25 protein-coding genes and 1 riboswitch are annotated in these 25611 nt (G+C 61.9%); of the genes, 17 read left to right on the top strand and 8 right to left on the bottom strand.

Annotated features, from left to right (window positions below; genetic code table 11):
• The first annotated feature begins 35 nt into the window (after positions 1 to 35).
• The 3 genes from RD1_RS17565 to cls all read left to right on the top strand — a co-directional run bounded on the left by RD1_RS17565 (position 36) and on the right by cls (position 4789).
• Positions 36 to 2105: a GumC family protein gene (locus tag RD1_RS17565; RefSeq protein ID WP_011569909.1), complete on the top strand. Its 2070-nt coding sequence runs from the start codon at positions 36 to 38 to the stop codon at positions 2103 to 2105.
• A gap of 573 nt (positions 2106 to 2678) precedes the next feature.
• Entirely contained in the window at positions 2679 to 3362 is a 684-nt protein-coding gene (locus tag RD1_RS17555) for an endonuclease/exonuclease/phosphatase family protein (protein ID WP_011569907.1), read from the top strand.
• A complete protein-coding gene (cls, locus tag RD1_RS17550; protein ID WP_011569906.1) occupies positions 3359 to 4789 on the top strand; it encodes a cardiolipin synthase in 1431 nt (476 codons plus the stop codon). Before RD1_RS17555 ends, cls begins: the two co-directional genes overlap by 4 nt.
• 25 nt (positions 4790 to 4814) lie before the next feature.
• On the opposite strand, the gene RD1_RS17545 is transcribed toward cls, so the two are convergent.
• The gene (locus RD1_RS17545; RefSeq protein ID WP_011569905.1) at positions 4815 to 5966 is read right to left on the bottom strand and encodes an acetate/propionate family kinase; all 1152 of its coding nucleotides are present in this window, start codon (positions 5964 to 5966) and stop codon (positions 4815 to 4817) included.
• A 298-nt stretch (positions 5967 to 6264) separates the two neighbouring features.
• A riboswitch (cobalamin riboswitch) is annotated at positions 6265 to 6461 on the top strand.
• An 89-nt stretch (positions 6462 to 6550) separates the two neighbouring features.
• On the opposite strand from RD1_RS17545, the gene RD1_RS17540 reads away from it, so the two are divergent.
• Genes RD1_RS17540 through cobJ form a run of 7 tightly spaced genes read left to right on the top strand, consistent with a single transcriptional unit; the run spans position 6551 to position 14485 of the window.
• A complete protein-coding gene (locus RD1_RS17540; RefSeq protein WP_011569904.1) occupies positions 6551 to 6928 on the top strand; it encodes a DUF1636 family protein in 378 nt (125 codons plus the stop codon).
• A complete protein-coding gene (gene cobW / locus RD1_RS17535; RefSeq protein ID WP_011569903.1) occupies positions 6921 to 7976 on the top strand; it encodes a cobalamin biosynthesis protein CobW in 1056 nt (351 codons plus the stop codon). Before RD1_RS17540 ends, cobW begins: the two co-directional genes overlap by 8 nt.
• Before the next feature lie 6 nt (positions 7977 to 7982).
• Positions 7983 to 11249 (top strand): cobaltochelatase subunit CobN, encoded by a 3267-nt coding sequence (cobN, locus tag RD1_RS17530; RefSeq protein ID WP_011569902.1) that lies wholly within the window; start codon positions 7983 to 7985, stop codon positions 11247 to 11249.
• Positions 11246 to 12385: a precorrin-3B synthase gene (locus RD1_RS17525; protein ID WP_011569901.1), complete on the top strand. Its 1140-nt coding sequence runs from the start codon at positions 11246 to 11248 to the stop codon at positions 12383 to 12385. Before cobN ends, RD1_RS17525 begins: the two co-directional genes overlap by 4 nt.
• A 2-nt stretch (positions 12386 to 12387) precedes the next feature.
• The gene (locus tag RD1_RS17520) at positions 12388 to 13017 is read left to right on the top strand and encodes a precorrin-8X methylmutase (RefSeq protein ID WP_011569900.1); all 630 of its coding nucleotides are present in this window, start codon (positions 12388 to 12390) and stop codon (positions 13015 to 13017) included.
• A complete protein-coding gene (locus RD1_RS17515) occupies positions 13014 to 13739 on the top strand; it encodes a precorrin-2 C(20)-methyltransferase (protein WP_011569899.1) in 726 nt (241 codons plus the stop codon). Before RD1_RS17520 ends, RD1_RS17515 begins: the two co-directional genes overlap by 4 nt.
• The gene (gene cobJ, locus RD1_RS17510; protein ID WP_011569898.1) at positions 13736 to 14485 is read left to right on the top strand and encodes a precorrin-3B C(17)-methyltransferase; all 750 of its coding nucleotides are present in this window, start codon (positions 13736 to 13738) and stop codon (positions 14483 to 14485) included. The genes RD1_RS17515 and cobJ overlap by 4 nt, the downstream gene beginning before the upstream one ends.
• Here cobJ and RD1_RS17505 read toward each other — a convergent pair.
• Positions 14461 to 15216 carry a cobalt-precorrin-6A reductase gene (locus RD1_RS17505; RefSeq protein ID WP_011569897.1) on the bottom strand — a complete coding sequence of 252 codons (756 nt, stop codon included), beginning with the start codon at positions 15214 to 15216 and terminating at the stop codon, positions 14461 to 14463. The two genes, cobJ and RD1_RS17505, sit on opposite strands and share 25 nt — an antisense overlap.
• Between RD1_RS17505 and RD1_RS17500 the strand changes: the two genes are divergently transcribed.
• Genes RD1_RS17500 through bluB form a run of 7 tightly spaced genes read left to right on the top strand, consistent with a single transcriptional unit; the run spans position 15215 to position 21031 of the window.
• Positions 15215 to 16414 (top strand): bifunctional cobalt-precorrin-7 (C(5))-methyltransferase/cobalt-precorrin-6B (C(15))-methyltransferase, encoded by a 1200-nt coding sequence (locus RD1_RS17500; protein WP_011569896.1) that lies wholly within the window; start codon positions 15215 to 15217, stop codon positions 16412 to 16414. The genes RD1_RS17505 and RD1_RS17500 overlap by 2 nt on opposite strands.
• A complete protein-coding gene (locus tag RD1_RS17495; RefSeq protein WP_011569895.1) occupies positions 16411 to 16779 on the top strand; it encodes a cobalamin biosynthesis protein in 369 nt (122 codons plus the stop codon). Before RD1_RS17500 ends, RD1_RS17495 begins: the two co-directional genes overlap by 4 nt.
• Positions 16776 to 17570, top strand: a complete 795-nt coding sequence (gene cobM / locus RD1_RS17490) for a precorrin-4 C(11)-methyltransferase (RefSeq protein WP_011569894.1) — start codon at positions 16776 to 16778, stop codon at positions 17568 to 17570. The genes RD1_RS17495 and cobM overlap by 4 nt, the downstream gene beginning before the upstream one ends.
• Complete coding sequence (locus tag RD1_RS17485; RefSeq protein ID WP_011569893.1) at positions 17563 to 18879, top strand: cobyrinate a,c-diamide synthase; 1317 nt, start codon at positions 17563 to 17565, stop codon at positions 18877 to 18879. The genes cobM and RD1_RS17485 overlap by 8 nt, the downstream gene beginning before the upstream one ends.
• A complete protein-coding gene (cobA, locus tag RD1_RS17480; RefSeq protein ID WP_011569892.1) occupies positions 18876 to 19595 on the top strand; it encodes a uroporphyrinogen-III C-methyltransferase in 720 nt (239 codons plus the stop codon). Before RD1_RS17485 ends, cobA begins: the two co-directional genes overlap by 4 nt.
• An 8-nt stretch (positions 19596 to 19603) precedes the next feature.
• The gene (gene cobF, locus RD1_RS17475) at positions 19604 to 20347 is read left to right on the top strand and encodes a precorrin-6A synthase (deacetylating) (RefSeq protein WP_011569891.1); all 744 of its coding nucleotides are present in this window, start codon (positions 19604 to 19606) and stop codon (positions 20345 to 20347) included.
• A 60-nt stretch (positions 20348 to 20407) separates the two neighbouring features.
• Positions 20408 to 21031: a 5,6-dimethylbenzimidazole synthase gene (bluB, locus tag RD1_RS17470; RefSeq protein WP_011569890.1), complete on the top strand. Its 624-nt coding sequence runs from the start codon at positions 20408 to 20410 to the stop codon at positions 21029 to 21031.
• A gap of 154 nt (positions 21032 to 21185) precedes the next feature.
• Here the strand turns inward: bluB and RD1_RS17465 are convergent, their stop codons facing one another.
• The 6 genes from RD1_RS17465 to RD1_RS17440 all read right to left on the bottom strand — a co-directional run bounded on the left by RD1_RS17465 (position 21186) and on the right by RD1_RS17440 (position 25609).
• Positions 21186 to 22289: an alpha-hydroxy acid oxidase gene (locus RD1_RS17465; RefSeq protein ID WP_011569889.1), complete on the bottom strand. Its 1104-nt coding sequence runs from the start codon at positions 22287 to 22289 to the stop codon at positions 21186 to 21188.
• 4 nt (positions 22290 to 22293) lie between these two features.
• Positions 22294 to 22848: a sulfopyruvate decarboxylase subunit beta gene (gene comE, locus RD1_RS17460; protein ID WP_011569888.1), complete on the bottom strand. Its 555-nt coding sequence runs from the start codon at positions 22846 to 22848 to the stop codon at positions 22294 to 22296.
• Positions 22845 to 23351: a sulfopyruvate decarboxylase subunit alpha gene (comD, locus tag RD1_RS17455; protein WP_011569887.1), complete on the bottom strand. Its 507-nt coding sequence runs from the start codon at positions 23349 to 23351 to the stop codon at positions 22845 to 22847. The genes comE and comD overlap by 4 nt, the downstream gene beginning before the upstream one ends.
• Before the next feature lie 65 nt (positions 23352 to 23416).
• A complete protein-coding gene (locus RD1_RS17450) occupies positions 23417 to 23821 on the bottom strand; it encodes a universal stress protein (protein ID WP_011569886.1) in 405 nt (134 codons plus the stop codon).
• A gap of 31 nt (positions 23822 to 23852) precedes the next feature.
• A complete protein-coding gene (locus RD1_RS17445; RefSeq protein WP_011569885.1) occupies positions 23853 to 24860 on the bottom strand; it encodes an alcohol dehydrogenase catalytic domain-containing protein in 1008 nt (335 codons plus the stop codon).
• A complete protein-coding gene (locus RD1_RS17440) occupies positions 24857 to 25609 on the bottom strand; it encodes an SDR family NAD(P)-dependent oxidoreductase (RefSeq protein ID WP_011569884.1) in 753 nt (250 codons plus the stop codon). Before RD1_RS17440 ends, RD1_RS17445 begins: the two co-directional genes overlap by 4 nt.
• Positions 25610 to 25611: the final 2 nt, after the last annotated feature.

Below are 25611 nucleotides of genomic sequence, written 5' to 3'. Positions count from 1 at the left end.
CCATGGCAATACAAAGTGATGATTGAGTAATTCAGATGCATTATACGCCCAGAAATACCTTCCCCGAACAGCCTGACCAGGATGATTCTCCGGTCGGGATCGTGGCGCTGTGGCGACTTTTGTGGGGTAACAAACTGCGCATCATGGTGCCGGCGTTCATCTTGACGCTGCTGACCGCGATATTGGTGCTGCGCGCGCCTGACACCTACACCGCCGAGGCGCAGATGCTTCTGGCGCGCGGAAATCTCGAGATTGTCGAATTTGACAGTGCCGGTGACGCTGAGGTTACGCAGGGCGCAATCGTGAATGCACTGACCATTCTGGGGTCGCGCAGCCTCGCGCTGCAGGTGATCGAACGGTTGGACCTGACCAATGACCCCGAGGTGAACCCGAATATCGCGATCCTCGCAGACGATCCTGAGGCAGAGATTTACCCCGACAGCATCGTGCGCCAGTTCGCGCTGGATTGGCTGGCCTCGATCACGCAAGTCAGCATTCTGCCGGGGACAAATGTGATCGTCCTGCGGGCGACGACGACCGTTCCGGAAAAATCCGCAGCCATCGCGAATGCCTATCTTGATGCCTATCTCGACTATCAGCTGCAGCGCGGGCAGAGCGAAACCGAACGCGCGGCGGGGGCCCTGAGAACGCGGGTCAATGAACTGCGCCTGCGTCTGGAGGCTGATCAGGCGCTTTTGCAGGATTACAGCGCCAGCGCCACGAGCACCGCGATGGAATCCACGTCTGATCTCGCGGGCGAGGCGGTCAATGTCCGCGCAAGGCTTGAGAGCACGCAGACATCCCTGGATCAACTGAACGCAGCGCTTGCAGTGCTGGATGCAACACCAGAGGGCGATTTCGAGGCCGTGCGGGCGGCCGTTGATCAAAACGAAACGCTCTTGCGCATGGAGCGGACCAATCTGGGTCGGTCTGTCGGTGCTGAAACTGTTGCGCAGGACATTGAAACGCTGCGCGCCGCGGTGCAGGCGGAGCGGTCACGGTTCGAACAACTCAACGCGGCGCTGCGCAACGGGCTTGTCGCCATTGAGGAGCGGATTGCCGAGGCCAATGCCTTCATGGTCGGCCTGCGCCAGTTGGAGGTTGAGGTGGAGACCACGTCACAGGTCTATGAAAGCTCGCTTGCGCGCCTCAAGGAGCTTTCGATTCAGACAGGTTTGCGCGACGCCGGTGCGCAGATCCTCGCCACAGCCGAGGCCCCCCTGCGCACGGATGCACAAGGGCGCCGCCGCATGGTGGCGATTGCGGCTGTGCTCGGGCTCTTTATCGGAATTGCCCATGTGTTGGTGCGCGAAGCGGCCAACGACCGCGTGCGCCGCGTCTCGGAACTGGCGGAAATCACCGGCAGCGACAGCATCGTCCAACTGCCCCCGGCGCATGGCGGCAAGGGAGGCAAGAACACCTCCGGCACGCTGGATCTGTCGTCAGAAGAAGCATCGCCCTTTCTGGATGGTATCCGCGCTTTGCGCCATCGGCTTGTGGCAAGCGCTGACGTCACCGGGCCGATTGTGGCCGGTGTATTCTCATCGGTGCCAAGCGAAGGTAAGTCGCTGGTCACGCAAGCGCTGGCGCATAGTTTTGCCAAGATCGACCGCCGTGTCATCGTTGTGGATGGTGACATGCGTTCGGGCGCTTTGTCCAAAAGCCTTGGCGTTGCGCGTGATCACCCCGGTCTGCATGAGGTCATCGCCGGCGATGTCGATCCATCGGATGCGATCACGACGTTGGACGGGCCCGGATTTGACTTGCTGCCGAGCGGTCATTCTCAGGTTAACCCGGCTGACCTTCTGGAGGTGGAACGGTTCTCGCAGCTGATCGAGGCACTGCGTCAGCGGTATGAGATCATCATCTTTGACACCCCCCCTGTTCTGAGCGCGCCGGACGCCTCGCGCATTGCAACGCATCTGAATGCGCATGTTCTGGTCGCGGGCTATGATCAATGCCCACGGCCAGCGGTCCGCGAGACGGTCGCAGCGCTTGAAACCGCGAAAGTGGAACGCCACGTCGTGGCCCTGTGCGATGCGCCCGAAGCATTTGGCAAGAACTACGGCGCGTCAAAGGGCGTTTTCGCACGATACTGGTCCTGACGGTCTGGCCCATGTTCGTTTCTGACAAAGCACTGCGCTTTGGCATGGTGACGGCAATTGCTGTTTTTGCACAGACAGTGGCACGGCTTTAACGCTGATCCGCGGTGCATCCATGACCCAAGTCGAATTGATCTGAACCCATATCCTGATTGCTGATCGCCAGCGCATGGAGGGTTTTCAGAGTCGCGCGTGAAAGGTGACACATGGTGGGCGGTGTAATGCCGCGCCATGTCACCTGGCTCGTGCCGAGCGCTGCGCGTGCGATGGCCCTTGGCGGCAGCACGCCAAGCGCAGGACCTGAGCGGTTAACCGATCATATCTTCGGGCATCATGGGGCAGGGGGCATTGCGACGCTGATGGTCCATGCCCGATCGGCGCCATCACGCAGGTGGATGTAACGCGGTTTTTGCTGTGACCCTGTCGAGCATGGCGCCCATATGGTCGTGACGCAGGGGCGGGGGATGTGTTTCCCGCCTTGGCCTGACGTTGCCGTTTGGGCTATGCATCCAAGACCGCGTCCATGACCATTGGTCATGGTTGAACCCCGATTAAAGTGAACCCCAGGTCCAACCAGTGAAAATTGCAAGTTACAACATACGAAAAGCTGTCGGTCTTGACTGGCGGCGTGACCCGGACCGGGTCGCGGATGTTCTGCTTGAAATCGACGCGGATGTGGTGGTGTTGCAAGAGGCCGACCGCAGGACGGGCACGCGTGCAGGGGTGCTGCCCCTTGAGCGGCTGGAGGATGAGCTGGGCTATCTCTTGCCCGACTTCTCGGTACGCGCGCTCAGCCATGGGTGGCACGGCAACGCGATACTGTTGCGATCCCGCTATGACAGCCACGCCGCGCGCCGTATTGATCTGCCGTCGATTGATCCGCGCGGGGCGGTGTCCGTGCAGATCTCTGACCCATGTGTCGAGATTATCGGCGTGCACCTTGGGCTGACACCGGGGACGCGGCGCAAACAGGTTGATGTGCTCAGGCAGGTTTTGCAGGATCGCCCCCACCCCGTGATTCTGGCCGGGGATTTCAACGAATGGAACCTCAAGCGGCTTGATTTCGGCACCGATGCGCAGGTCGTCTCCCCGGGGCTGAGCTTTCACGCCGCCCGTCCCAGAGCGGCGCTCGATCGGTTTGTTCTCGGACCCGGTGTGCGCGTTGTGTCATCGCATGTGCATAAATCGAACCTTGCCGCGCGCGCGTCGGATCACCTGCCAATCGTGATCACCGTCGATCTGACAGGGGCTGAGCCATGACCCTGCTTTTACTGGCACATTTCGTGGTTGTGGTCGCTTTCACGACGCGCATCCTGTTGCGCGATGACCTGTCGCCGCCTGCGCGGCTGGCGTGGTTTATCATTCTTGCCGTTGTGCCTTATGTCGGCAGCGGGCTTTATTTCCTGTTCGGTGAGGTTGACCTCGGCCATCATGCGGAAAACCGGCACAAACAGGTTTTTGACGAAATTCGGCCACAGGCGGGTGTGATCTTTGGCGATGCGCAGATCTGCGACGCCCTGATTGACCCTTATTACCAATCTGCCTTTCGGTATGCGAGTTCCATCAACGGCTTCTTTCCCATGACGGGCAATCAGGCGGAGTTGATGGCGGATGACCGTGCCACCAAAGCCGCCATGATCGCCGATATTGATCGCGCCCAGAGCCATGTGCATGTGCTGTATTACATCTGGCTGACGGACGGCACGGGCACCGAGGTGGCGCAAGCGCTGATGCGCGCGGCCAAACGCGGGGTGACATGTCGTGCCATGGCCGACGGGCTGGGCTCGCGCGCGCTGATAAGATCGCCGTTGTGGACGCAGATGAAAGAGGCAGGTGTTCAGGTGGCCGTGACACTGCCGCTCAACCGTCCCATTCTTACACTGCTGACCAGTCGGATTGATTTGCGCAACCACCGCAAGATCACTGTCATTGATGGCAAGATCACCTATTGCGGTAGCCGCAACTGTGCCGATCCGGAGTTTCTGCCAAAAGCCCGGTTTGGACCATGGGTGGACATCATGCTGCGTTTTCAAGGGCCCGTGGTTGCGCAGAATGAACTGTTGTTCATGAGTGACTGGATGCAGGCAACGGGCGAGGCGTTTGAACCTGATGCCGTGACGGTCGAGTGTCTTTCCCCCGGCTTCCCGGCCCATGCAATCGGGGATGGCCCGACCGAACGCAACAGCGCCACGCCGCAGTTGTTTTCCAGCCTTTTCAACTGTGCGCAGAGCACGATAACGCTGACCACGCCATATTTCGTGCCGGATGCGACGGTTCTGGATGCGCTCTGTGCGGCGGCCTATCGCGGCGTGCGTGTAACGCTGATCTTTCCGCAAAAGAACGACAGCTGGATCGTGGCCGCCGCCAGCCGCAGCTATTACCGCAGGCTGTTGTCAGCCGGGTGTCATATCCACGAGTTCAAAGCGGGGCTGCTCCATGCCAAGACACTGACGATAGACGATAAAGTGACGCTGATCGGCTCCTCCAATCTGGATTTGCGCAGTTTCGATCTGAACTATGAAAACAACGTGCTTTTGCAGGACGCGCGCATCACGCGCGAAATCTGTGACAGGCAGGCCGGGTATATCGCGCAATCCGATCCTGTACTTCTTGACACGGTGCTTGCCTGGCCCCGACACGAACGCATCTGGCACAATGTCATCGCCACCATTGGCCCGGTGTTGTGATTGATCCGGCTCAAGGCGTCGTGCCCTATGATATTGCCGCATGAACCGCGCGCGCGATGATGCGTTCCTCATCCGTCGGGATGACCATCACGCGTGTTGATCCCGTCCCGATATCGCGCGCATTGCGCAGGTTTTGCGCCGGGTCAATCTTGATGTTCAGGTACTCCAGCCCTTCAACGATGCGGCTGCGGATGGGGGCTGCGTTTTCCCCGATGCCCCCGCAAAAGATCAGCGCATCAATGCCCCCCAGCACCGCCGTCAGCGCCCCAATTTCACGCCGGGCGCGGAATACGTAGTAATCGATTGCTTCGCGCGCCTGCGGATCGTCCGAGGCCAGAAGTGCGCGCATATCGCTGGTGATCCCCGAAAGGCCCAGAAGCCCGCTTTGGGAATAGAGCATTTCCATCACTTCAAGGGGTGCCATGCCCTTTTGCGTGAGCAGATACAGCACCACACCGGGGTCGATCTGGCCGCAGCGGGTGCCCATGGGCAAACCATCCAATGCCGAAAATCCCATTGTGGAGCCGACGCTTTTACCGTTTGTAATCGCGCACATGGACGCCCCGTTGCCCAGATGCGCAATCACGAGCCGCCCTTTGTGCAGGTCGGGATAGGTGGTTTTGATAACGCCTGTGATGTATTCGTAACTGACCCCGTGAAACCCGTAGCGCCGCACCCCTTCGTCATAAAAGGCGCGCGGCAGGGCAAAGGTGTCATTGACCCACGGATGGCCCCGGTGAAACGCCGTGTCGAAACACCCGACCTGAACGGCATCCGGAAAGGCCGTGCGCGCGGCTTCAACCCCGGCGAGGTTATGGGGCTGATGGAGCGGGGCGAGCGGGTTGAACCGGGCAAGCGCCGCCATCACATCGCCGGTCAGCAGCGTGGGTTTCGTAAAATCCATGCCGCCATGCACAATCCTGTGGCCCACCCCGTGGATGGGCAACCCGCTCAAATGCGGCGCCAGCGCCTGCATCACATGTTCCAGCGCTGCAGCGGGCTTGGGTGCCGCTACCTTCTGTTTGGTTCTTTCCTCGCCGGTGTTCAGGATCAATAGCGCGTTGTCGCCAATCTCATCGACCTGACCGTGCAGCAGCAGGTCAGGTTCTGGCGCATCCCGGTAAAGCCCGAATTTCAGCGACGACGAGCCAGTGTTTAATGTAAGGATACCGCTCATGTGGCGGCGACCCGGCGGAACAAAGCAACGCTTGCACGATACGCGGGGCGCATGTGCATCCGATCCGCGCGGCTTGTCAGTGTGTTTTGCACATGGCCTCCCAAGTGTTTGGCCGCCGGTCTGGACACCGGCGTGTTTTCTGATGGTTATAGTTGCAGCCTCGTGATCCGCTGTCACGCGGGTATCTGACGGCACCCTGTGGCGTGGTGAACCGCGCGCACTCTACCGCCAGTTGGCCAATCAGAAATGATAATCGCCAGACAAGCCGGTGCGCCATTGACTTCCCACGCCATCGCTGGAAAATGCAGGGCACGATGGTTGTTCCGGTTCAGGCCGGGACATAAAAGGGAACGCGGTGAAATGCCGTGGCTGCCCCCGCAACTGTAAGCGAAGAGTGCCTCTGTCGCACGCCACTGACCGAAAGACGGGTTGGGAAGGCAAAAGAGGCGCGCTGACCCGCGAGCCAGGAGACCTGCCATCACAAACGCAACATAAGACCGGGCGGGGTGCTCCGGAAAGGAATGACATGATGACGGCACATGCTGTTATAACGGACAATGATGTAACCTGCACTGGCCGCCCCCATGGGTGAGCGCACAGAGATACTGGTGTGCATCAAATGCAAACGCGGCACCGACGTTACCGACGACGGCGAACGTCCGGGCCAGCGTCTGTTTGATGAATTGCAGGCGCGCGGTCTGCCCGAGGGGCTTGATTTGCGGGCGGTGGAATGTTTGCAAAACTGCGATTCCGGCTGCTCCGTCGCGCTGCGGGGGGGCGGGGACAAGTGGACCTATCTGTACGGAAACCTGCATGAGGCGTCGCATCTGGACACGCTGATCGAGGGGGCCGCCCTTTATCATGAGACCAGCGATGGTCTGATCCCGTGGCGCACCCGCCCGGAACATTTCAAACGTAACTGTATCGCGCGCATACCGCCGCTGGAGGACAACAATGGCTGATCTTGCAAAACTTCCCGTCACCGTGATCACAGGGTTTCTCGGGTCCGGGAAAACCACACTGATTTCGCACCTGATCCAGAACCCCGGCGGCAAACGTCTGGCGGTTGTGGTGAATGAATTTGGCGATGTGGGGGTGGATGGTGAAATCCTCAAAAGCTGTGCGATCCCGGATTGCCCGGCGGAAAACATCATGGAGCTTGCGAACGGCTGCATCTGCTGCACAGTCGCGGATGATTTCATCCCGACCATCGAAGCGCTCATGGCGCTGGAGCCGCGCCCGGAGCATATCGTGATCGAAACCTCCGGCCTTGCCCTGCCGAAACCGCTGCTCAAGGCGTTTGACTGGCCGGATATCCGCTCGAAGATCACGGTGGATGGCGTCATCGCGCTGGCTGATGCCGAGGCCGTGGCCGCGGGCCGTTTTGCCTCGAATGTGGCGGCGGTGGATGCACAGCGCCTTGCGGATGACAGCCTTGATCATGACACGCCCTTGTCCGAGGTCTTCGAAGACCAGATTTCCTGTGCGGATATTATCCTGCTGACCAAGCCCGATCTGGCCGGTGCCGAAGGTGTGGCCAAAGCCAAAGAGGAAATCGCTGCGCGCAGTCCGCGCCCCGTCCCGGTGATTGAGGTCGCCGAAGGGTTGATTGACCCGCGCGTCATTCTGGGGCTGGAGGCCGCCGCCGAAGACGATATGGATGCGCGCCCGTCACACCATGATGGGCATGACGATCACGAACATGACGATTTTGAATCGATCGTGGTGGAGATTCCCGAAGTGTCCGATCCGGCCGAACTGGTTGCCCGCATCGAGGTTCTGGCCAAGGAGCAAAACATCCTGCGCGTCAAAGGCTATGCTTGTGTGAAGGGCAAGCCCATGCGGCTCCTGGTGCAGGCGGTGGGCGCGCGCGTGCGCCATCAGTTTGACCGCCCCTGGGCCGAAAATGAACCGCGCCGGGGCCGGTTGGTCGTGATCGCTGAACATGATGATGTGAGCTATGAGGCGGTGCAATCCGTTTTGGTTCCCGTGCCAGCGGCTGCCGAGTAACCTGCCATGCATGTCGTCTTTCGCGAAAGCCATGGTCTGGAAGAGACGGAAACGCCAACCGATCTGGGGCAGACGCCCGCCGATCTGGTTGTGCTCAGCCTGTCTGATTCAGACCTCGGTGCTTTGGCGGAGGCGTGGCGCAAGGGGGGCGGGCCCGAGGGCAGGCTGCCCGGCCTGCGACTGGCGAACATCGCGGCTCTGAAACACCCGCTGTCGGTCGATACCTATGTCGAACAAACGCTGTGCGGCGCAAAGGGTATCCTCATCCGGTTGATTGGCGGTGTGCCTTACTGGCCCTATGGCCTGCAGCAGATCGAGGCCTTGGCGCGGGCCAAAGGCATTGCGCTGGCCGTGCTGCCTGCGGATGGGCGCATGGATGCGCGCCTTGATGCCGTTTCCACCTTGCCGGTGTCCACATTGCGTCAGTTGCAAAAGCTGTGTGATACCGGTGGTGTGGTTGCGTGGCAGGCGGCACTGGCGCAGATGGCGCTGGCATCGGGGCTTTATGCAGGGCCAGTGCGCGGGGCCAAGACGTTGCCCTTGGTCGGGGGATGGACGCCGGAACATGGTGTGACCTGTCCGGTTCTGGCCAGCGCGGCCACGGACCCGCTGGTCCTGGTCGTCTTTTACCGGTCGTTTCTGGTGGCCGCAGATCTGGCACCGATTGAACAGGTCTTTGCCGCGCTGCGCGCCAAGGGGTTCGCCTTGATGGGGCTGTTTGCGCCCTCGCTCAAGGCTCCGGGGGCTGCGGAATGGTTGACACGTCAGGTGGCCCATCTCAGCCCCGTCGCAATCGTCAATGCGACCTCGTTCTCCGGACAGGGCACGCGCGGCGCCTCGCCGCTGGATGCAGGCGACGTGCCGGTTTTCCAGATGGCGCTGGCCACCTCACGGCAGGCGGCATGGGCCGAAGCAGAGCGCGGCTTGTCCCCCGCTGATCTGGCCATGCATGTGGTGCTGCCAGAAGTTGATGGACGGCTGTTCGCCGGTGTCGCCTCTTTCAAGGAGCCGCAAAAGCGGGACGCGGATTTGCAATACTCGCGCTTTGTGCACCGCCCCCACGCTGAGCGGATCACGGCAATCGCGGATCGCGTGGCGGCTTGGGTCCATCTGGCGTCCAGACCCGCCAGTGAACGCCGCATTGCATTGGTGATGTCCACCTATCCGGGGCGCGAGTGGAACCTCGCGCATGCTGTGGGGATGGACGCGCTTGGCTCTGCCTGCGCGATCCTTGAGGATCTGGCAGGTGCCGGCTACGCGACCGACGGGCACGTTACCGCGCAGGATTTTGAGCGCGCCGACCAACGGCTTGATGCGCGTGACTATCAGGCGCTGCTGGCCAATCTGCCCCAGAGCCTGCGCGACGATCTCACGGCGGCATGGGGCGATCCGCCTGAACACGGTGGTATCGCACTGCCGGCTGTGCGGCGTGGCAATGTCTGGATCGCCCTGCAGCCAGAACGTGGCACACCGCAGAAACGGGATGAAGAATACCACGACCTGTCCCGTGTCCCGCGCCATGAATATGTGGCCTTCTACCTGTGGCTGCGCAGGCAGGTGGATGCTATCGTTCACATCGGGGCGCATGGCACGCTGGAATGGTTGCCGGGCAAAGCGGTCGCTTTGTCAGATCAGTGTTGGCCGGATGCGCTGAGCGGGGCGACGCCGGTGATTTATCCCTTTATCGTGAATGATCCCGGCGAGGCGGCACAAGCCAAGCGCCGCATCGGGGCTGTGACGCTGGGGCATATTCCGCCGCCCCTGCGCCCCACTGCCACGCCGCTGCGGCTGGTGCGGCTCGAAGCTTTGCTGGATGAGTTTTCCAATGCGGATGGGCTTGATCCGCGCCGCCGGGATCTGTTGCAACAGAACATTCGTGACGAAGCGCAGGCGCTCGGTGTGGAACATGAACTGGGGTTGGACGATGTGTCCTGCGCGGCCGAAGCCATCACGCGCATCGACCGCTTTGTCTGTGACATCAAGGACAGCCAGTTTGGCGATGGCTTGCATATCTGGGGCCGCGCGCCGCAGGTGGATACCAGTTTTGATGCGGGCCTTTCCGCGCGATGCGAGAGTGCGGCCCTCCTGGCGGCACTGGATGGCAAACGCATCGCGGGTGGCCCGTCCGGATCGCCCTACCGGGGGCGGCTTGATGTGCTGCCCACCGGGCGCAACCTTTATACCATAGACCAACGCTCCGTTCCGACGCGGGCCGCTTACGAACAGGGCTGCAGGCTTGCGGATGAGTTCGTGCGCAGGCATCTGCAGGACGAAGGCGACTGGCCGCGCAGCCTGATCGTGGATCTCTGGGGGTCGGCCACCATGCGCACGGCGGGCGAGGAGTTCGCGATGGCGCTGTGGCTGCTGGGTGTGCGCCCGGTCTGGGATGATGGGTCCGAACGCGTATCAGGCATCGAGGTGCTGCCGATCACCGAATTGGACCGCCCGCGCGTGGATGTGACCTTACGTGTGTCGGGGCTGTTTCGCGACGTGTTCCCGACACTTACAGCGCTGTTTTCGCAAGCGGTGCGCGCCTTGGCCGCCCGCGATGAAGCGCCCGACTGGAATCCCTATGCCGGGGCTGACACCACGCGCGTTTTCGGCCCGGCACCGGGCAGTTTCGGCGTCGCCGTGGGGGCACATATTGGTGATTATTCCGAGGCGGCGAAACTGGCGGCAGGCGAGGCCTGGCTGGCCGCCTCAAGCTGGGCGTTGGACGGGGAAAACGTTCAGCAGGACGCCGCTGGCATCAAGGCGCGGGTCAGCGAGGCGACTGCGTTTCTGCACTTTCAGGACTTGCCGGAAACCGATGTGCTGCTGGCCGAAGACTACGCCACCCATGAGGCAGGCTTCGCCGCCGCCAAATCCGTCACCGGGGGGCGCGCAGCCCTCTACCATATGGATGCGACCGATTTCGAAAACCCGCGCACCCGAACCCTGACCGAAGAGATTGCCCGCGTGGTTCATGCGCGCGCCACGCAACCGGAATGGATTGCGGGCATGCAGCGGCATGGCTTTCGCGGGGCGGCGGAAATCGCCACGACGCTTGAAAACATGGCAGCCTTTGCCCAGCTTGCCGATGTGGTGCCGGGGCATCTGTTCGATCTCTATTTCGATGCCACTTTGGGCGATGCGGATGTCACCTCCTTTCTGGCCGATGCGAACCCTGCGGCGCTGGCGGCCATGCGGGACCGGTTTGCAGCACTGCATGCGGCGGGCCTGTGGAAATCACGGCGCAACTCGATCCTCGCCTCGCTTGAGGCGGCGGAATGAACCGCGCGCCCCTTGTCAAGGGGTGGTGCCCCGGCGCGCATCGCCCGATGGCCTCGGGCGACGGGCTCGTTGTGCGTGTGCGCCCTCAGATGAGCCGTCTCGACCGCACCCAAGCCTGCACGCTGGCCGAACTCGCGATCGAATACGGCAATGGCGTGATTGATCTGACCTCGCGGGGCAACCTGCAGATCAGGGGCGTGGATCAGGGCCGGCACGGCGCACTGCTGGATGCGCTGATGGACGCGCGCCTTTTGGATGCCACAGCAGAGGATGAGGCGCGCAGGAACATCCTCACAACGCCTTTCTGGGGGCAGGATGGCCTTACCGAAAACCTTTATCCGAGGATCGTGGCGGGGTTGCGGGCCTTGCCGGGTTTACCGGCCAAAATGGGGATTGTCCTTGATACAGGTGCGCAGCCGCTCTTGTCGTTGGCCTCGGGTGATTTCAGGTTCGAACGTGGCGAACAAACCCCCCTGATCCTGCGCGCGGATGGTGCCGCGACGGGTATGGCAATCAGCCCGGACACGGCACTGTCTGCGCTCATTGATCTGGCGCAGTGGTTTGTGGACAGCGGCGGTGCTCAGGCAGGCCGCATGTGCCGCCACTTGGAAAGTAATGCGCTGCCGGAGGGTTTTCAGGGCCATGCGCCGCGTCGCACTGACACAGCGCCGCAGCCGGGCCCCTGCGCAGACGGCTACCTTTTGGGTGCGGGTTTCGGAGCGCTGGATGCACGCGGTTTGATCGGTTTGTTCGCGGATGAAGCGGTCGCAGGGCTGCGTTGCACGCCGTGGCGGCTGTTCCTGCTCGAAGGGGCCTCAAAGGTCGCAACCGACTGTTTCGTCACGAAACCGGGTGCGCATATCCTGAATGTACATGCCTGCCCCGGTGCGCCGCTTTGTGAACAGGGCGAAACCGAAACCCGTGCCTTGGCCGAGGCACTGGCCACCCGCATGCCCAAGGGACAAAGCCTGCATGTGTCGGGCTGTTCAAAGGGCTGCGCGCATGCGGGGCCTGCGGATGTCACACTGGTTGGTGCGAATGGAAAATTCGATCTTGTCAGGCATGGCGCTGCATGGGATGAGCCGTTTGCGCGCGGATTGTCCAGCGACGAAGTTATCAAGGAACTGACGCAGTAACCATGCCTTACCAATACGAGAAAGACGGGGCGGCCATCTATCTGGAGAGCTTTGCCACCATACGTGCCGAAGCCGCGCTGGATCGCTTCGCACCTGACGAAGAGCAGGTCGTCGTGCGCATGATCCACGCCGCAGGTCTGGTGGGCCTCGAAGCGCATGTGAAAGTTGCCCCCGGCATGGTCGCAGCGGCGCGGGATGCGTTGAAGCAGGGCGCGCCGATCTTCTGCGATGCCTATATGGTGAGCGAAGGGGTGACACGCAAACGCCTGCCCGCCGATAACGATGTGATCTGCACACTGCGGGATTCCCGTGTGCCGGACATGGCTGCACAACTCGGCACGACCCGCTCCGCCGCAGCGCTTGAGCTTTGGCGGGATCGCCTTGAGGGCGCGGTTGTCGCCATCGGCAATGCACCAACCGCGCTGTTCCACCTGCTGGAGATGCTCGAAGATCCTGCATGCCCACGACCTGCGGCGATCATCGGCTGCCCGGTTGGTTTTGTGGGTGCGCGCGAAAGTAAGGATGCGCTATGGGCGGCCAATCCGGTGCCCTCGCTGATTGTCGAGGGGCGTCTGGGGGGCAGTGCCATCACCGTCGCCGCCATCAACGCCATCGCGAGCCGCGCAGAATGACCGGCACCCTGTATGGCGTCGGACTGGGCCCCGGTGATCCTGAATTGATGAGTGTCAAATCGGATCGTCTGGTGCGCCAGACCCGAAACATCGCGTATTTCCGCAAGAAAGGCCGGTCGGGCCGCGCGCGGACCATCGTGGACGGGATGTTGCGCGATGATGTGGTGCTCTTTGCGATGGAATACCCCGTCACCACCGAGATCCCGCTGTCTGACCCGCGCTACAACGCATCCCTTTCGGCGTTCTATTCGGAGTGTACCGCGCATCTGCAAAAACTTGTGGAGGCGGGCGAGGACGTTGTTGTCCTGTGCGAGGGCGATCCGTTTTTCTATGGCTCCTTCATGCATGTCTATACGCGCCTGAAAGACAGCCTGCCGATCGAAGTCGTTCCTGCCATCACGGGCATGTCCGCCGCCTGGACAGCGAGTGGCGCACCGATCACTTGGGGGGATGACATCCTGTCGACCGTCATGGGGACGCTGGATGAAGAGACCTTGACCAAGGCGATGACCGAAGCCGATGCATTGGTCGTTATGAAAATCGGGCGCAACCTGCCCAAGGTGCGCCGGGCACTGGCGGCGGCGGGCAAGGCGGAGCGCGCGATCCTTGTGAAATACGCCAGCATGGAGGGGCAGGAAATCTGCCCTCTGGCCGAATTTGGTGCGGAAACGCTGCCCTATTTTTCAATCATCATCGTGCATGGACAGGGCCGCAGACCGTGAGCGGCTGGGTCATCATCGCGGGTCTCGGCCCGGGGCGGGAGAGCTTCGTTATGCCCGAGGTGACGGAGGCCATCGCGCAGGCCACGGATATCGTCGGCTACATTCCCTACGTGCGCCGCATCGCGCCGCGCGCCGGTCTGACCTTGCACGAAAGCGACAACCGGGTGGAACTGGATCGCGCGCGCCACGCTTTGCAGATGGCTGCCGATGGCCGCCGTGTGGTGGTGGTCAGCTCAGGTGATCCGGGTGTCTTTGCGATGGCCTCGGCCGTTTTCGAAGCCCTTGAAGCGGGCGATGCGGCGTGGCGCGCGTTGGACGTGCGGGTTTTACCCGGCATCACCGCCATGCTGGCCGCATCAGCGGCAGCCGGAGCGCCGCTTGGCCATGACTTTTGCGCGATCAACCTGAGCGATAACCTGAAACCATGGGATCTGATCGAAAAGCGGCTGCGACTGGCGGTAGAGGCTGATTTCGCGATGGGTTTTTACAATCCGCGTTCCAAAGCGCGCCCCACGGGTTTTGCGCGCGTTCTAGATGTTCTGCGCGAGGGATGCGCGCCCGAGCGGTTGCTGATCTTCGCCCGCGCGGTTTCGACGGCCGAACAGCAGATTCGCGTGGTGCGGCTTGCCGATGCGACGCCTGAAATGGCGGATATGCGCACTGTGGTGCTGGTCGGCTCATCCCGGACGCGGCTGATCGAACGGGCGGGCGACCCCATCGTTTATACCCCGCGGTCGGTCTCCTGATGGCTGAGCCAGTCCAGCACGTCTGCGGGGGTCGCGACCTCGTGCCGCTCCGGCACAGACGGACGGTCGATCATGATGACCGGCAACCCAAGCGCGCGCGCGGCGGCGATCTTGGCATAGGCGCCGCTGCCACCGGCATTTTTCGACACGACGATGTCGATCCTGTGCTCCTGCATCAAGGCCCGGTCGTCGGGTTCGGTAAACGGGCCACGCGCGACAATCACATTTGCGTCGGGCAGGGGCAGCGCGGCCTTGGGCGGGTCCACCAGCCGCAACAGATAAAAATGCTGCGGGTTGGGCGCGAAATCGGCCAGATGCATGCGCCCCACCGCCAGCATCACCCGCAGCGGTGCGCGCTCGAGCGCGGCGACAGCCCCCGCGATATCCGCAACATGCTGCCATTTGTCCTGCGGTTCGGGCTCCCACTTGGGACGGGTCAGGGCGATCATCGGCACCCCGGCCTGCGCAGAGGCCGCGACCGCATTGCGGCTCATCTGCGCGGCAAAGGGATGGGTTGCATCGACCAGATGGGTGATCTTTTCCGCCCGCATGTACCGCGCAAGACCTTCTGCGCCACCAAAACCGCCAACACGCTGCGGCAAGGGTTGGCGGATCGGTCGTTCTACGCGCCCGGCAAAAGACACGGTGCCTTTGATCCCAGCTTTGGCCAGCGTGTTGGCGAGTGCTGTGGCCTCGGTCGTACCGCCCAGTATCAGCAGGTTTGGCGTCATGACTAAAGCCCCTTGGATCACCATCATCGGTCTGGGCGAAGATGGACCGGATGGCCTGCCCCCTGCAAGCCATAAGGCCCTTGCCGCTGCCGAGGTGATCATGGCGCCGCGGCGGCATTTGTCATTGCTCGACGAGACCACTGCCAGGCTGATCGAATGGCCTGTGCCGTTTTCTGACGGGATAGGGCTTTTGGCGTCCCTCAGGGGGCAAAATGTCGTCGTTCTGGCGTCGGGTGATCCGTTCTGGTTCGGCGCAGGCTCCGTCATTGCGCGTGAATTTGAGGCGGGGGAGTGGCGATGTCTGCCCGCGCCGTCTACTTTCTCGCGGGCCGCGAGCCATATGGGCTGGGCGATTGATCAGACGATCTGCCTTGGCCTGCATGCGGCGCCCTTGACGCGGCTGCGGCCCTATCTCGCGCCGCATCTTCAGCTTGTGGTCTTTTTGCGCGATGGGGATGCTGTGCACGCGCTTGCGCAATACCTGCAGGGCGAAGGGTTTGGCGAAAGCGAGCTGACCGTGATGGAGGCGCTTGGCGGGCCGCGCGAAAAATGCACGCCGCTGCGTGCCGACGACATGCAGCCCCGCACATTCCAGCATCCGGTCTGCGTGGCGGTCAAGCCCAAGGGCGCCGGTGCAGTGATGCCCGTTGCCGCGGGTTTGCCGGATGCGTTTTTTGACACCGACGGCGTGATGACCAAACGCCCGGTGCGGGCCGTAACCCTGTCGTCCCTCGCACCGAAACCGGGGGAGTTGCTGTGGGACATCGGTGGCGGGTCTGGGTCCATTGGCATCGAATGGCTGCTGGCGCACCAGGCGTGCCGCGCCATTTCGGTTGAGCCGCGCGCGGATCGCGTGGGGCTGATTGAACACAACGCAGCGGCGCTTGGGGTGGATCGTTTGCGCGTTGTCCATGGCGAGGCGCCCGATGTGCTGACCGGGTTGCCAAGCCCTGATGCGGTGTTCATCGGGGGCGGTTTGAGTGCGGAAATGATGGATGCGCTGGAGGGACTATTGCCCGTCGGCACGCGCGTTGTGGCCAATGCCGTCACGCTTGAGGCTGAACGCCTGTTGGCGGAAACACATGCACGCAAGGGGGGTGAGTTGTTGCGTATTGATGTGTCGACCGCGCAACCGCTGGGTGCCAAAACCGCGTGGAAGCCATCCTATCCCCTCGTGCAGTGGAGCGGCGTGCGATGATCGTGGCGGGTTTTGGGTTTCAATCGGCGGCAACGGCGGCCAGCCTCAGGGATGCGCTGTCTGAAACGGGGTCACAAACAACCGTTGATGCAATCGCAACCATAGACGACAAGGCCTGTGCCAAGGGGTTTCGGACCCTCGCCGCTGACATGTCTTTGCCGATCATCGCTGTGTCCGCACCGGTCTTGCGCGAACAGGTGACGCATACGCAATCGGCGGCGTCACAGGCGGCGCGAGGCACCGGATCGGTCGCCGAGGCCGCCGCCCTCGCCGCTGCGGGCCCGGGCGCGAAACTGCTTGCACCGCGCGTCAAATCATCCGATGGCAAGGCAACTTGTGCACTGGCGATAGGAGAGGGCGCATGACGGTTCATTTCATCGGTGCAGGCCCGGGTGCGGCGGATCTGCTCACGTTGCGCGGGCGGGATCTGATTGCGGCTTGCCCGGTGTGCCTTTATGCGGGTTCGCTTGTGCCTGAGGCCGTGCTGGAGCATTGCCAGCCGGGGACGCGGATCATCAACACGGCACCCATGGACCTTGATGCGATCATCGCTGAGATTGCCGATGCCCATGCCGCCGGGCAGGATGTGGCGCGGTTGCATTCGGGGGATTTGTCGCTGTGGTCTGCCATGGGCGAACAATTGCGGCGTCTCAAGGCGCTGGAGATCCCCTTTAGCGTGACGCCGGGTGTGCCGTCTTTTGCCGCCGCCGCCGCAAGTCTGGGGCAGGAGTTGACCCTGCCGGGCCAGTCCCAATCGCTGGTTCTGACGCGCACGCAGGGTCGTGCGTCGTCCATGCCAGAACGTGAGACGCTGGCGAATTTTGGTGCGACAGGTGCCACGCTTGCGCTGCATCTGTCGATCGGGAACCTTGCGAAAGTGGTTGAGGAACTGACCCCGCATTACGGTGCCGAGTGCCCGGTCGCCGTGGTCTTTCGCGCCAGTTGGCCCGATGAACGTGTGCTGCGCGCCACGCTCGCCACGGTGCAGGCCCAGCTTGATCCGGACATTTCACGCACCGCCTTGATTTTGGTCGGCCCGGCCATCGGCGGTGAGGATTTCGCTGAAAGCCGGTTATACGCCGCTGATTATGACAGACGTTACAGACCACAATCGGCGCAAAGCCCGTGGTCGGAATGGAGACATGGTGATGACTGACGTACCCCCCGGCCTGCTGATTTCCGCACCCTCTTCGGGGACAGGGAAAACAACCGTGATGCTGGGCCTGTTGCGCGCCTTGCGTGATGACGGATTGACGGTGCAGCCCTATAAATCCGGGCCTGATTACATTGATCCGGCGTTTCACCGTGCAGCCAGCGGGCGGCCCTCGTTCAACCTTGATACCTGGGCGATGGACCCCGTGCTGCTGAATGGGATCGCGGCTGAGATGATGGATGCCGACATCTGCGTCGCGGAAGGGTCCATGGGGCTTTATGATGGGGTGGCCACACAGGGCCAGACCGGCTTTGGCTCCAGCGCGGAGACGGCGATGCGGATGGGCTGGCCGGTGATCTTGGTCGTCGATGTGGGCGGTCAGGCGCAATCTGCGGCGGCCACGGCACTGGGGTTCAAAGCCTATGCGCCGGATTTGCCCTTTGCAGGCGTGATCCTGAACCGCGTGGCCAGCCCGCGTCACGAACGGCTTGCGCGCCTTGGCATGGACAAGGCCGGCATCCCGGTGTTGGGCGTTTTGCCCCGTCGGGGGGATCTGAGCCTGCCGGAACGTCACCTTGGCCTTATTCAGGCGGTTGAACATCCTGATCTGGAAACCGCGATTGCGGGATATGCCGAATTCCTGCGTGCGCATGTCGATCTGTCGGCGATCCATGCGGCGGCTGCGGGTACTGTGCAGCAATCGGGCGGCGGGCTGCCGCGCCCGCCCGCACAGCGCATTGCGCTTGCGCAGGATGCGGCCTTTTCGTTCACCTACCCGCATCTGCTAAAGGGCTGGCGCGCGGCGGGGGCCGAGATCCTACCGTTTTCGCCGCTGGCCGATGAGCCACCTGATGCGGGTGCAGATCTCGTGTGGTTGCCCGGCGGATACCCGGAATTGCATGCCGGGCAATTGGCGGGGGCGTCCCGGTTCCTTGCAGGCTTGCGCGCCCATGCAGAGACGCGCCCGGTACATGGGGAATGCGGTGGATACATGGCGCTTGGTACCGCATTGATCGACAAAGAGGGCAACACCCATGCGATGGCCGGGTTGCTTGGCCTTGTGACTTCTTATGAGAAAAGGAAATTCCACCTTGGCTACCGTCGTGCCGTTCTAGGGGCGGCGATGCCCGGTTTTGCCACCGGTCAGGCGTTGCGCGGGCATGAGTTTCATTACTCGACCATTCTGGAGCAACCGGATGCGGCGCTGGCGGATGTGTTTGATGCCGATGGCAACCCGGTGCCTGAAACCGGGTCGTTGCGCGGCAATGTGACGGGTACGTTCTTCCATCTGATCACGCCAGAGGCAGCATGAGCGGTTTCGTTTCCTTCGTCGGCTCCGGCCCGGGCGATCCGGAGTTGCTGACCCTCAAGGCGGTGGACCGGCTCAAGCGCGCGGATGCCGTTCTCTTTGATGATCTATCCTCCGGCCCGATCTTGACCCATGCGCGGCAGGGGGCTGATCTGGTGAGCGTGGGCAAACGGGCGGGCCGCCCGTCACCGAACCAACAGCACGTCAGCCGCTTGCTGGTCGAATACGCCGAGGCAGGCGGGCGCATCGTGCGGCTGAAATCGGGCGACAGCGGTCTGTTTGGCCGCCTCGAAGAAGAACTCGTGGCGCTGCGCGCCGCCGGCATTGAATACGAGATCATTCCCGGCGTGCCATCCGCCGTTGCCGCTGCTGCTGCTTGCGGCATCCCGCTGACCCGCCGGTTCACCGCGCGCCGTGTCCAGTTTGTGACAGGGCATGATGCATCAGGGGATTTGCCGGATGATCTGGACCTCACCGCACTTGCCGATAAAACCGCCTGCACCGTGGTGTTTATGGGCAAACGGACCTTTCCAAGGCTGGCGCAGGCCCTGATGGCGCGGGGCCTGCCTCCCGAAACGCCTGCCATTCTTGCCGAGGCCGTGGGCACACAGGAGCAGACAATCACCCGAACCACCGTGGCAGCGCTGGTCGATACATTGACGTCAGAGGTCGGATCAAAACCGGCGCTGATTTTCTATGGACCTCTGGCAGAAGGGTAGCGGCCGCTATGATCTCGCATCTGTGGCTCATCGGGATTGGTACCGGCGCGATGTCGCATATCACGCTGGAAGGCCAGCAGGCGATCCGCGACGCGGCCGTGATCCTGTTGCCGCGCAAGGGGGCGGGCAAGGATGACCTCGCCACGGTGCGTCTGAAAATCATCGCGGCCGCTGGCGCGCAGGCAAAGGTCGTGCCGTTCGAGATGCCGGTGCGCGATGATACACTGCCCTATCAGGAACGTGTGGCGCTGTGGCATGATCAGATCGCGCTGGCGTGGCAGGGCGCTTTGGCAGAAACAGAAATCACAGGTCCGGTTGCCCTGTTGGTCTGGGGCGATCCCGGATTATACGACAGCACCCTGCGCATTGCCGAGCGCCTGTCGCCGCGCCCCACGATCCGGGTTGTTCCGGGGGTCACGGCTTTGCAGGCTTTGACAGCCGCGCATGCCATCCCCTTCAACACAATCGACGGGTCGGTCTGCGTCACGACCGGCCAGCAACTGCGCACCCATGCTCTGCCGGGCAACGCAGAGACTGTCGTTGTGATGCTGGATGGTAAATGCAGTTTCATGGCGCTGGATGATCCGGACCTCATGATCTGGTGGGGGGCTTTTCTGGGCATGCCCGAACAGATAACCATCAAGGGTCACCTGCGCGATGTGGGCGCGCAGATCGTGGAAAAACGGGCCAAGGCCCGCGCGGATCATGGCTGGATCATGGATACGTATTTGCTGCGCAAAGGCGACAGATGACGCCGTGAGGGGCCTTTTGCGGACGGGCGGATTTAATAGGGTGTCAAGAGAGGGCGAGCGGTGAAACTGACACAGACACATCGGCAAGCGTTGCAGGATATCCTGACGTGGCGACGCGATGTCCGGCATTTTCGCAACGATCCCGTCGCGCCGGAGGTGCTGGTACGGCTGCGCACTGCGATGGACAGCGCGCCATCGGTCGGAAATTCGCGCCCCTGGCGTATCCTTCAGATCGAAGACACTGCCCTGCGCGCCCGGATCATTGCGAATTTCGAAGAGAGCAATGCCGAGGCAGCGCAGCTTTACTCCGGCAGCGATCAGCAGGCCTATCTGGCGCTGAAACTGGCAGGGCTGCGCGATGCACCCGTGCATCTGGCCGTGTTCACCGATACGGCACCAAATGAGGGTAAAGGCTTGGGGCGGCAGAGCATGCCGGAGATGTTGTCCTATTCCACCGCGATGGCGATCCACACATTGTGGCTGGCAGCACGGGCGGAAAACCTTGGTGTCGGGTGGGTGTCGATCCTTGATCCGGATGACGTCTGTGCCACCTTGGGCGCCCCGCCAGAGTGGTCGCTGACCGGATACCTGTGCCTTGGGTATGCGGAAGCGGAGTCAGACACGCCCCTTTTGCATCAGACAGGATGGCAGGAGGATACCGCGACGCAGTGGATTATTCGCTAACGGGCTGCATCTGACATTTGGCGACCACAGCGTCTGCTGGCACGCAAAAGCGCCATGCGAAGAACCTGCATAGCGTAACGCTGCCTTACATCAGAGCGTTGAATGCGTTACGTGATGTTTGTGGTATTTCGTGGGACGCTGTCGCCGGCGTTCATCAGGTCACATCGCGGTTGATGGGGAGGGTGGTCAAACCCATCTGGGCCAGGGTGAGGCTGACCTCATCTGCCAGCAAGTCCCAATATTGCGCAAGCCCGTCGCGCCCGCCTGCGGCAATCGCAAACTGCATCGCGCGACCAAAAAAGACAAAATCAGCACCCATTTGATAGGCTTTGACCACGTCTTCACCCGACCGCATCCCGGTGTCATAAAACAGGGGATACTGCGGGCCGATGGCGTCGCGTATGCGTTTGAGTGCAAGGATCGGGGGCGGCGCGCTGTCCAACTGTCGTCCGCCATGGGTTGAGACCTGAATGGCGTCAACACCCTGCGCTTTCAATCGCAAGGCATCGACCACATCTGTCACACCTTTGGCCACCAGATGGCCATCCCAACTGTCCCGCAAACGCTTGAGAAAATCCCAATCTGCGGCCGCGCGGCTTTCGGTTCGATCAAAGGTAAACTCCGGTGTCTGGAAGTTCGCCAGATCGGGCGCGCCTGCCATGAGGCTGGAGAGGGACCAGCGCGGATGCAGGGCAAAGTCGATGAATTGCATCGGCCCGATTTTGAACGGCATCTTGAACCCGCGCCGCAATTCGCGCGGACGTCGGCCAACTTCGGGCACATCCAGCGTCATGATCAGGGTTTTGTATCCAGCAGCCTTGGCGCGTTCCACCAGCTTGGCCGTGCCGCTGCCATCCCCGGAAAAGTAGAGCTGAAACCAGGCGTGTCCCTGCGCCTCTTCGATCATCGTTTCCAGTGAGGTGGACGCAACGGTCGAGACACCGACAGGCACCTGATGTTTCGCAGCAATGCGCGCCAGCATCACATCTGCGCCGGGACCTGACAGATTGCACATACCCATCGGGCTGATGCCAAAGGGAGCTTGGCCCGCGTGCTCAAACACCTGCACACCGATGTCGCGACGCGCAACGTTGCGCAGCACACGCGGCTGCAATTCGACGTCTCGCAGGGCGGCGAGGTTGCGCGCTTCGGCCACGCCATTGCCCGCCGCCCCGTCAATGTAGTCAAAGACCATCCAAGGCAGACGCCGCCGCGCGATGCGGCGGGCGTCGTCATAGCTGTGGATGGTCGCTCCCATCAGATCAGGCCTGAACCGCCTTCATGAAGCGGTCGCGAATGACGACCGGGTCCATGGTGATCACAGGCAGCTTGATGTTGCCGCTGTCGCATTTCACGACGATGATCGTCATCTGTTTGCTGTCGATGGCTTTTTGCAGAACCTCGCCGGTGTCTTTGTCCTGACACTCGATCACGTTTTCACAGCCACAGGCTGATGCCACTGCCGCCAGCGACGTTTTCTTGCCCGCGTAGGTCGGTTGATCCCCGGTGGAACCGTAAGATCCATTGTCGATGATCATCAGGATATAGTTGTCCGCGACGTTGTTGGCGATAGTAGGCAGAGTGCCCATGTTGGTCAGAACAGAGCCGTCCCCGTCGATGGAGATCACGGTTTTGTCCTGTGCCATGGCAAGGCCAAGCCCGATGGAAGACGACAAACCCATGGTGCCGAGCATGTAGAAATTGGTCGGCTGGTCGTCGATCATATGCAGTTCCTGGCTGGGCAGACCGATGTTGCAGATAACGAGGTGATCCCGAAGGATGGGCGCGATTTCGCGCAGGATTTCAGAACGGATCATTGGTCGCCATAGCCTCCCCAGAAGGACGCATCCGTCAGGATCGCCACAGGTTTGTTGCACATGAATGTGTATTTCAGAATCTCAGGCAGTTCGGCTGCATCGGATTCCTTATGGAAGTGGAACGTGGGGATCAGCATCTGGTTCAACAGCGCCTTGGTATGCACCGCCATCTCGACCTGACAGGCCACAGGTTCGCGCAATTCGCCCCGGTAGGAGATCAACATGGGCAGCGGCATCCGGTAGTATTGCGTCAGCGTCGCCAGCGTGTTGATTGTCACACCAATCGCGGTGTTCTGCATGATGATGGCAGGTTTCTTGCCCCCCATGAAAGCCCCCGCGCACAGGCCCATGCCTTCGTCTTCCTTGTTGGAGGGGACATGATGGATTTCGGGTCTTGCCTCGACTTCCTCGATGACGCCGGCAAGTTGTTTGCACGGCACTGTGGTAATGAATTCAACGCCTTCCGCGATGAAATCGTCCACAATTTTAGAGCTGATGGACACGAATGTGGCCTCCTGGGGTTCAGATTGAAGTGAAAATCATGTGATCGGGAACGGTACCAGCCTGCCTAGCGCAACACGACGACAGAACAATGCGCCTGCTGCACGATCCGCGCAGCCGTAGAGCCGAGAAAGAAATCGCTCAGACCGGGTTTGTGAGACCCGAGGATGATGCAATCGGCGTTTTGTTCCTTTGCATATTGCGCAATTGAGCGTCCCGTGTGGCCGTTGATCAGGACAGCCCTGGCGTTGGGGATACCCTGCACGCGTTCCAACAGCCGTTTTTCGGCATTCGCCCGTTCACGCTCCACGATATCGTCGGTGACATAGGCATTCGTGGTGCCCGACGGCAGTTCATGGACATGCAGTGCAATGATTTCGCCGCCGTCATCCAGCAACAGTTTCGCCTTGGCCAGCGCGGTTTCACTTATGCCGTGATCAAGAGCGAGGCAGACGATGATCTTCTTGTACATGCTATGTCCTTTTTCGGTTGCGGGCTGCGGATTAATCGGCGTGTTCGGGGATCAGGACGATCTTGGGCGATGCGACCTGACCGTTGCGAATGTCGTGAAACGCAGATTGGCCCTGCGCCAGGGAGCGTGTCTCGATCCAGTCAAGGGGGCCGAGCCGCCCGTCAAAAATGGCCTCGGCCGTGTCGCGGAAGTCCTGCGCCGTATAGGTATACGTACCAATAAAGGTGATTTCCTGCAACGTCATGCGGCGCACATCCAGACCGCCCTCCCCACTGCCGAGGCCGATGTGTCCGATCACCCCGCCGGCACGCACCATCGCGCAGGCCGCCGCGCGGGTGGCCGCATAGCCCACACCGTCGATCACAAGATCCACGCTGCCCGCTTCGGGGGCGGCGGGTTCATCCGGCGCGCAGACCTCGAAGCCTGCGACATCTGCAAGACGCGCGCGTCGTAGCTCATTGGGTTCAATCACCGTGATGTCCCGAGCGCCCTGTGCCGCAAGCGCCAAAGCCGCGCCAACACCAATGGCGCCGCCGCCGATGACGGCGCAGCGGGCATCCTTGAGATCGCCGCCCACCACGGCACGGGTGAGCCGCGCGGCGTGCCAGCCACAGGCAATGGGTTCGGTCAATGCGGCTTTCTTGAGGTCAACGTGATCCGGTACGGTGACAAGGTTACGCTCCGGTGCGCAGACATATTCGGCAAACGCGCCTTCGCGCGGCAGCATCGAGATGATCTGCCGATCGCTGCAAAGGTTCTCGCGGCCCGAGGTGCATGCATCGCAGGACAGGCAGGTGACCAACGGATTCAGAGTGACACGCCGCCCGTCCATGGCCCCACCGACCACAACCCCGGCGGCCTCATGCCCCAATGTCAGCGGGGCAGGGCGGCGTTCGTCGTGGCCGAGAAAAGCATGCATGTCCGACCCGCAAATCCCCGACGCCTCGATGCGCACCAGATGCTCGCCCGCGCCGGGGGTTGGGAGGGGGCGGTCCTGATAGGTCAATTGCTCAATGTCAGTATAGACTAACGCCTTCATTTTGCTGTAAAACCTCCGTCGACAAATAGTGTCTGGCCAGTCACATAGTCAGACGCGGGCGCGCAGAAAAACATCAGTGGTCCATCAAGGTCCACAGGTTCGCCGTTGCGCCCGATGCAGGTCTGATCCGCATTGCGCTGCGCCAGTTCGGGATCGGCAAAAACCGGCCCCGTGAGTTCCGTGCGGAAAAAACCGGGTGCCACGGCGTTCGCGGTGATGCCATAGCCTGACCATGCTTCGGCCATGGCACGGGTCATCTGTTCCACCCCGCCTTTGGACGCGCCATAGCTGATGCCATTGGGAAAGGCGCGCTGCGATTGCAGTGAGGCGAAATTTATGATCCGCCCCCATCCTTTCCGTTTCATGGCGGGAACCAGCGCTTGCGCGAGAAAGAAAGGCGCGGCGAGGTTCAGATTGAGGGTTACATCCCATCCGGTGTCTGTCACCTCGTCGGCGTGTTGGCGCGTATTGATACCCGCCGCGTTGATCAGGACATCGACCGTGCCAAAGGGCATGCTGACCTGCACGGCCACCTTTTTCAATGCCGCCCTGTCGGCCAGGTCGGCGGTGACGTAGGCGGTCTGTCCCTCGGTTGAGTTGTTCCAGGCTTCAAGCTCTTCTGCGCGTCGGGCGACGCCGATGACTTTGGCGCCGGCCTGTGCCAGCATCGTGGCGGCCTGTCGACCGAGGCCGCTGCTTGCGCCGGTCACGCAAACCACCCTGCCGCTGACATCAAAGAGCGCCGCCACCT

Origin of the sequence: Roseobacter denitrificans OCh 114 (assembly GCF_000014045.1) — a bacterium.
GTDB classification, from domain to species: Bacteria; Pseudomonadota; Alphaproteobacteria; order Rhodobacterales; family Rhodobacteraceae; genus Roseobacter; species Roseobacter denitrificans.
Note: the sequence above shows the minus strand (reverse complement) of the source record. Positions and strands in the feature narration are given on the sequence as shown.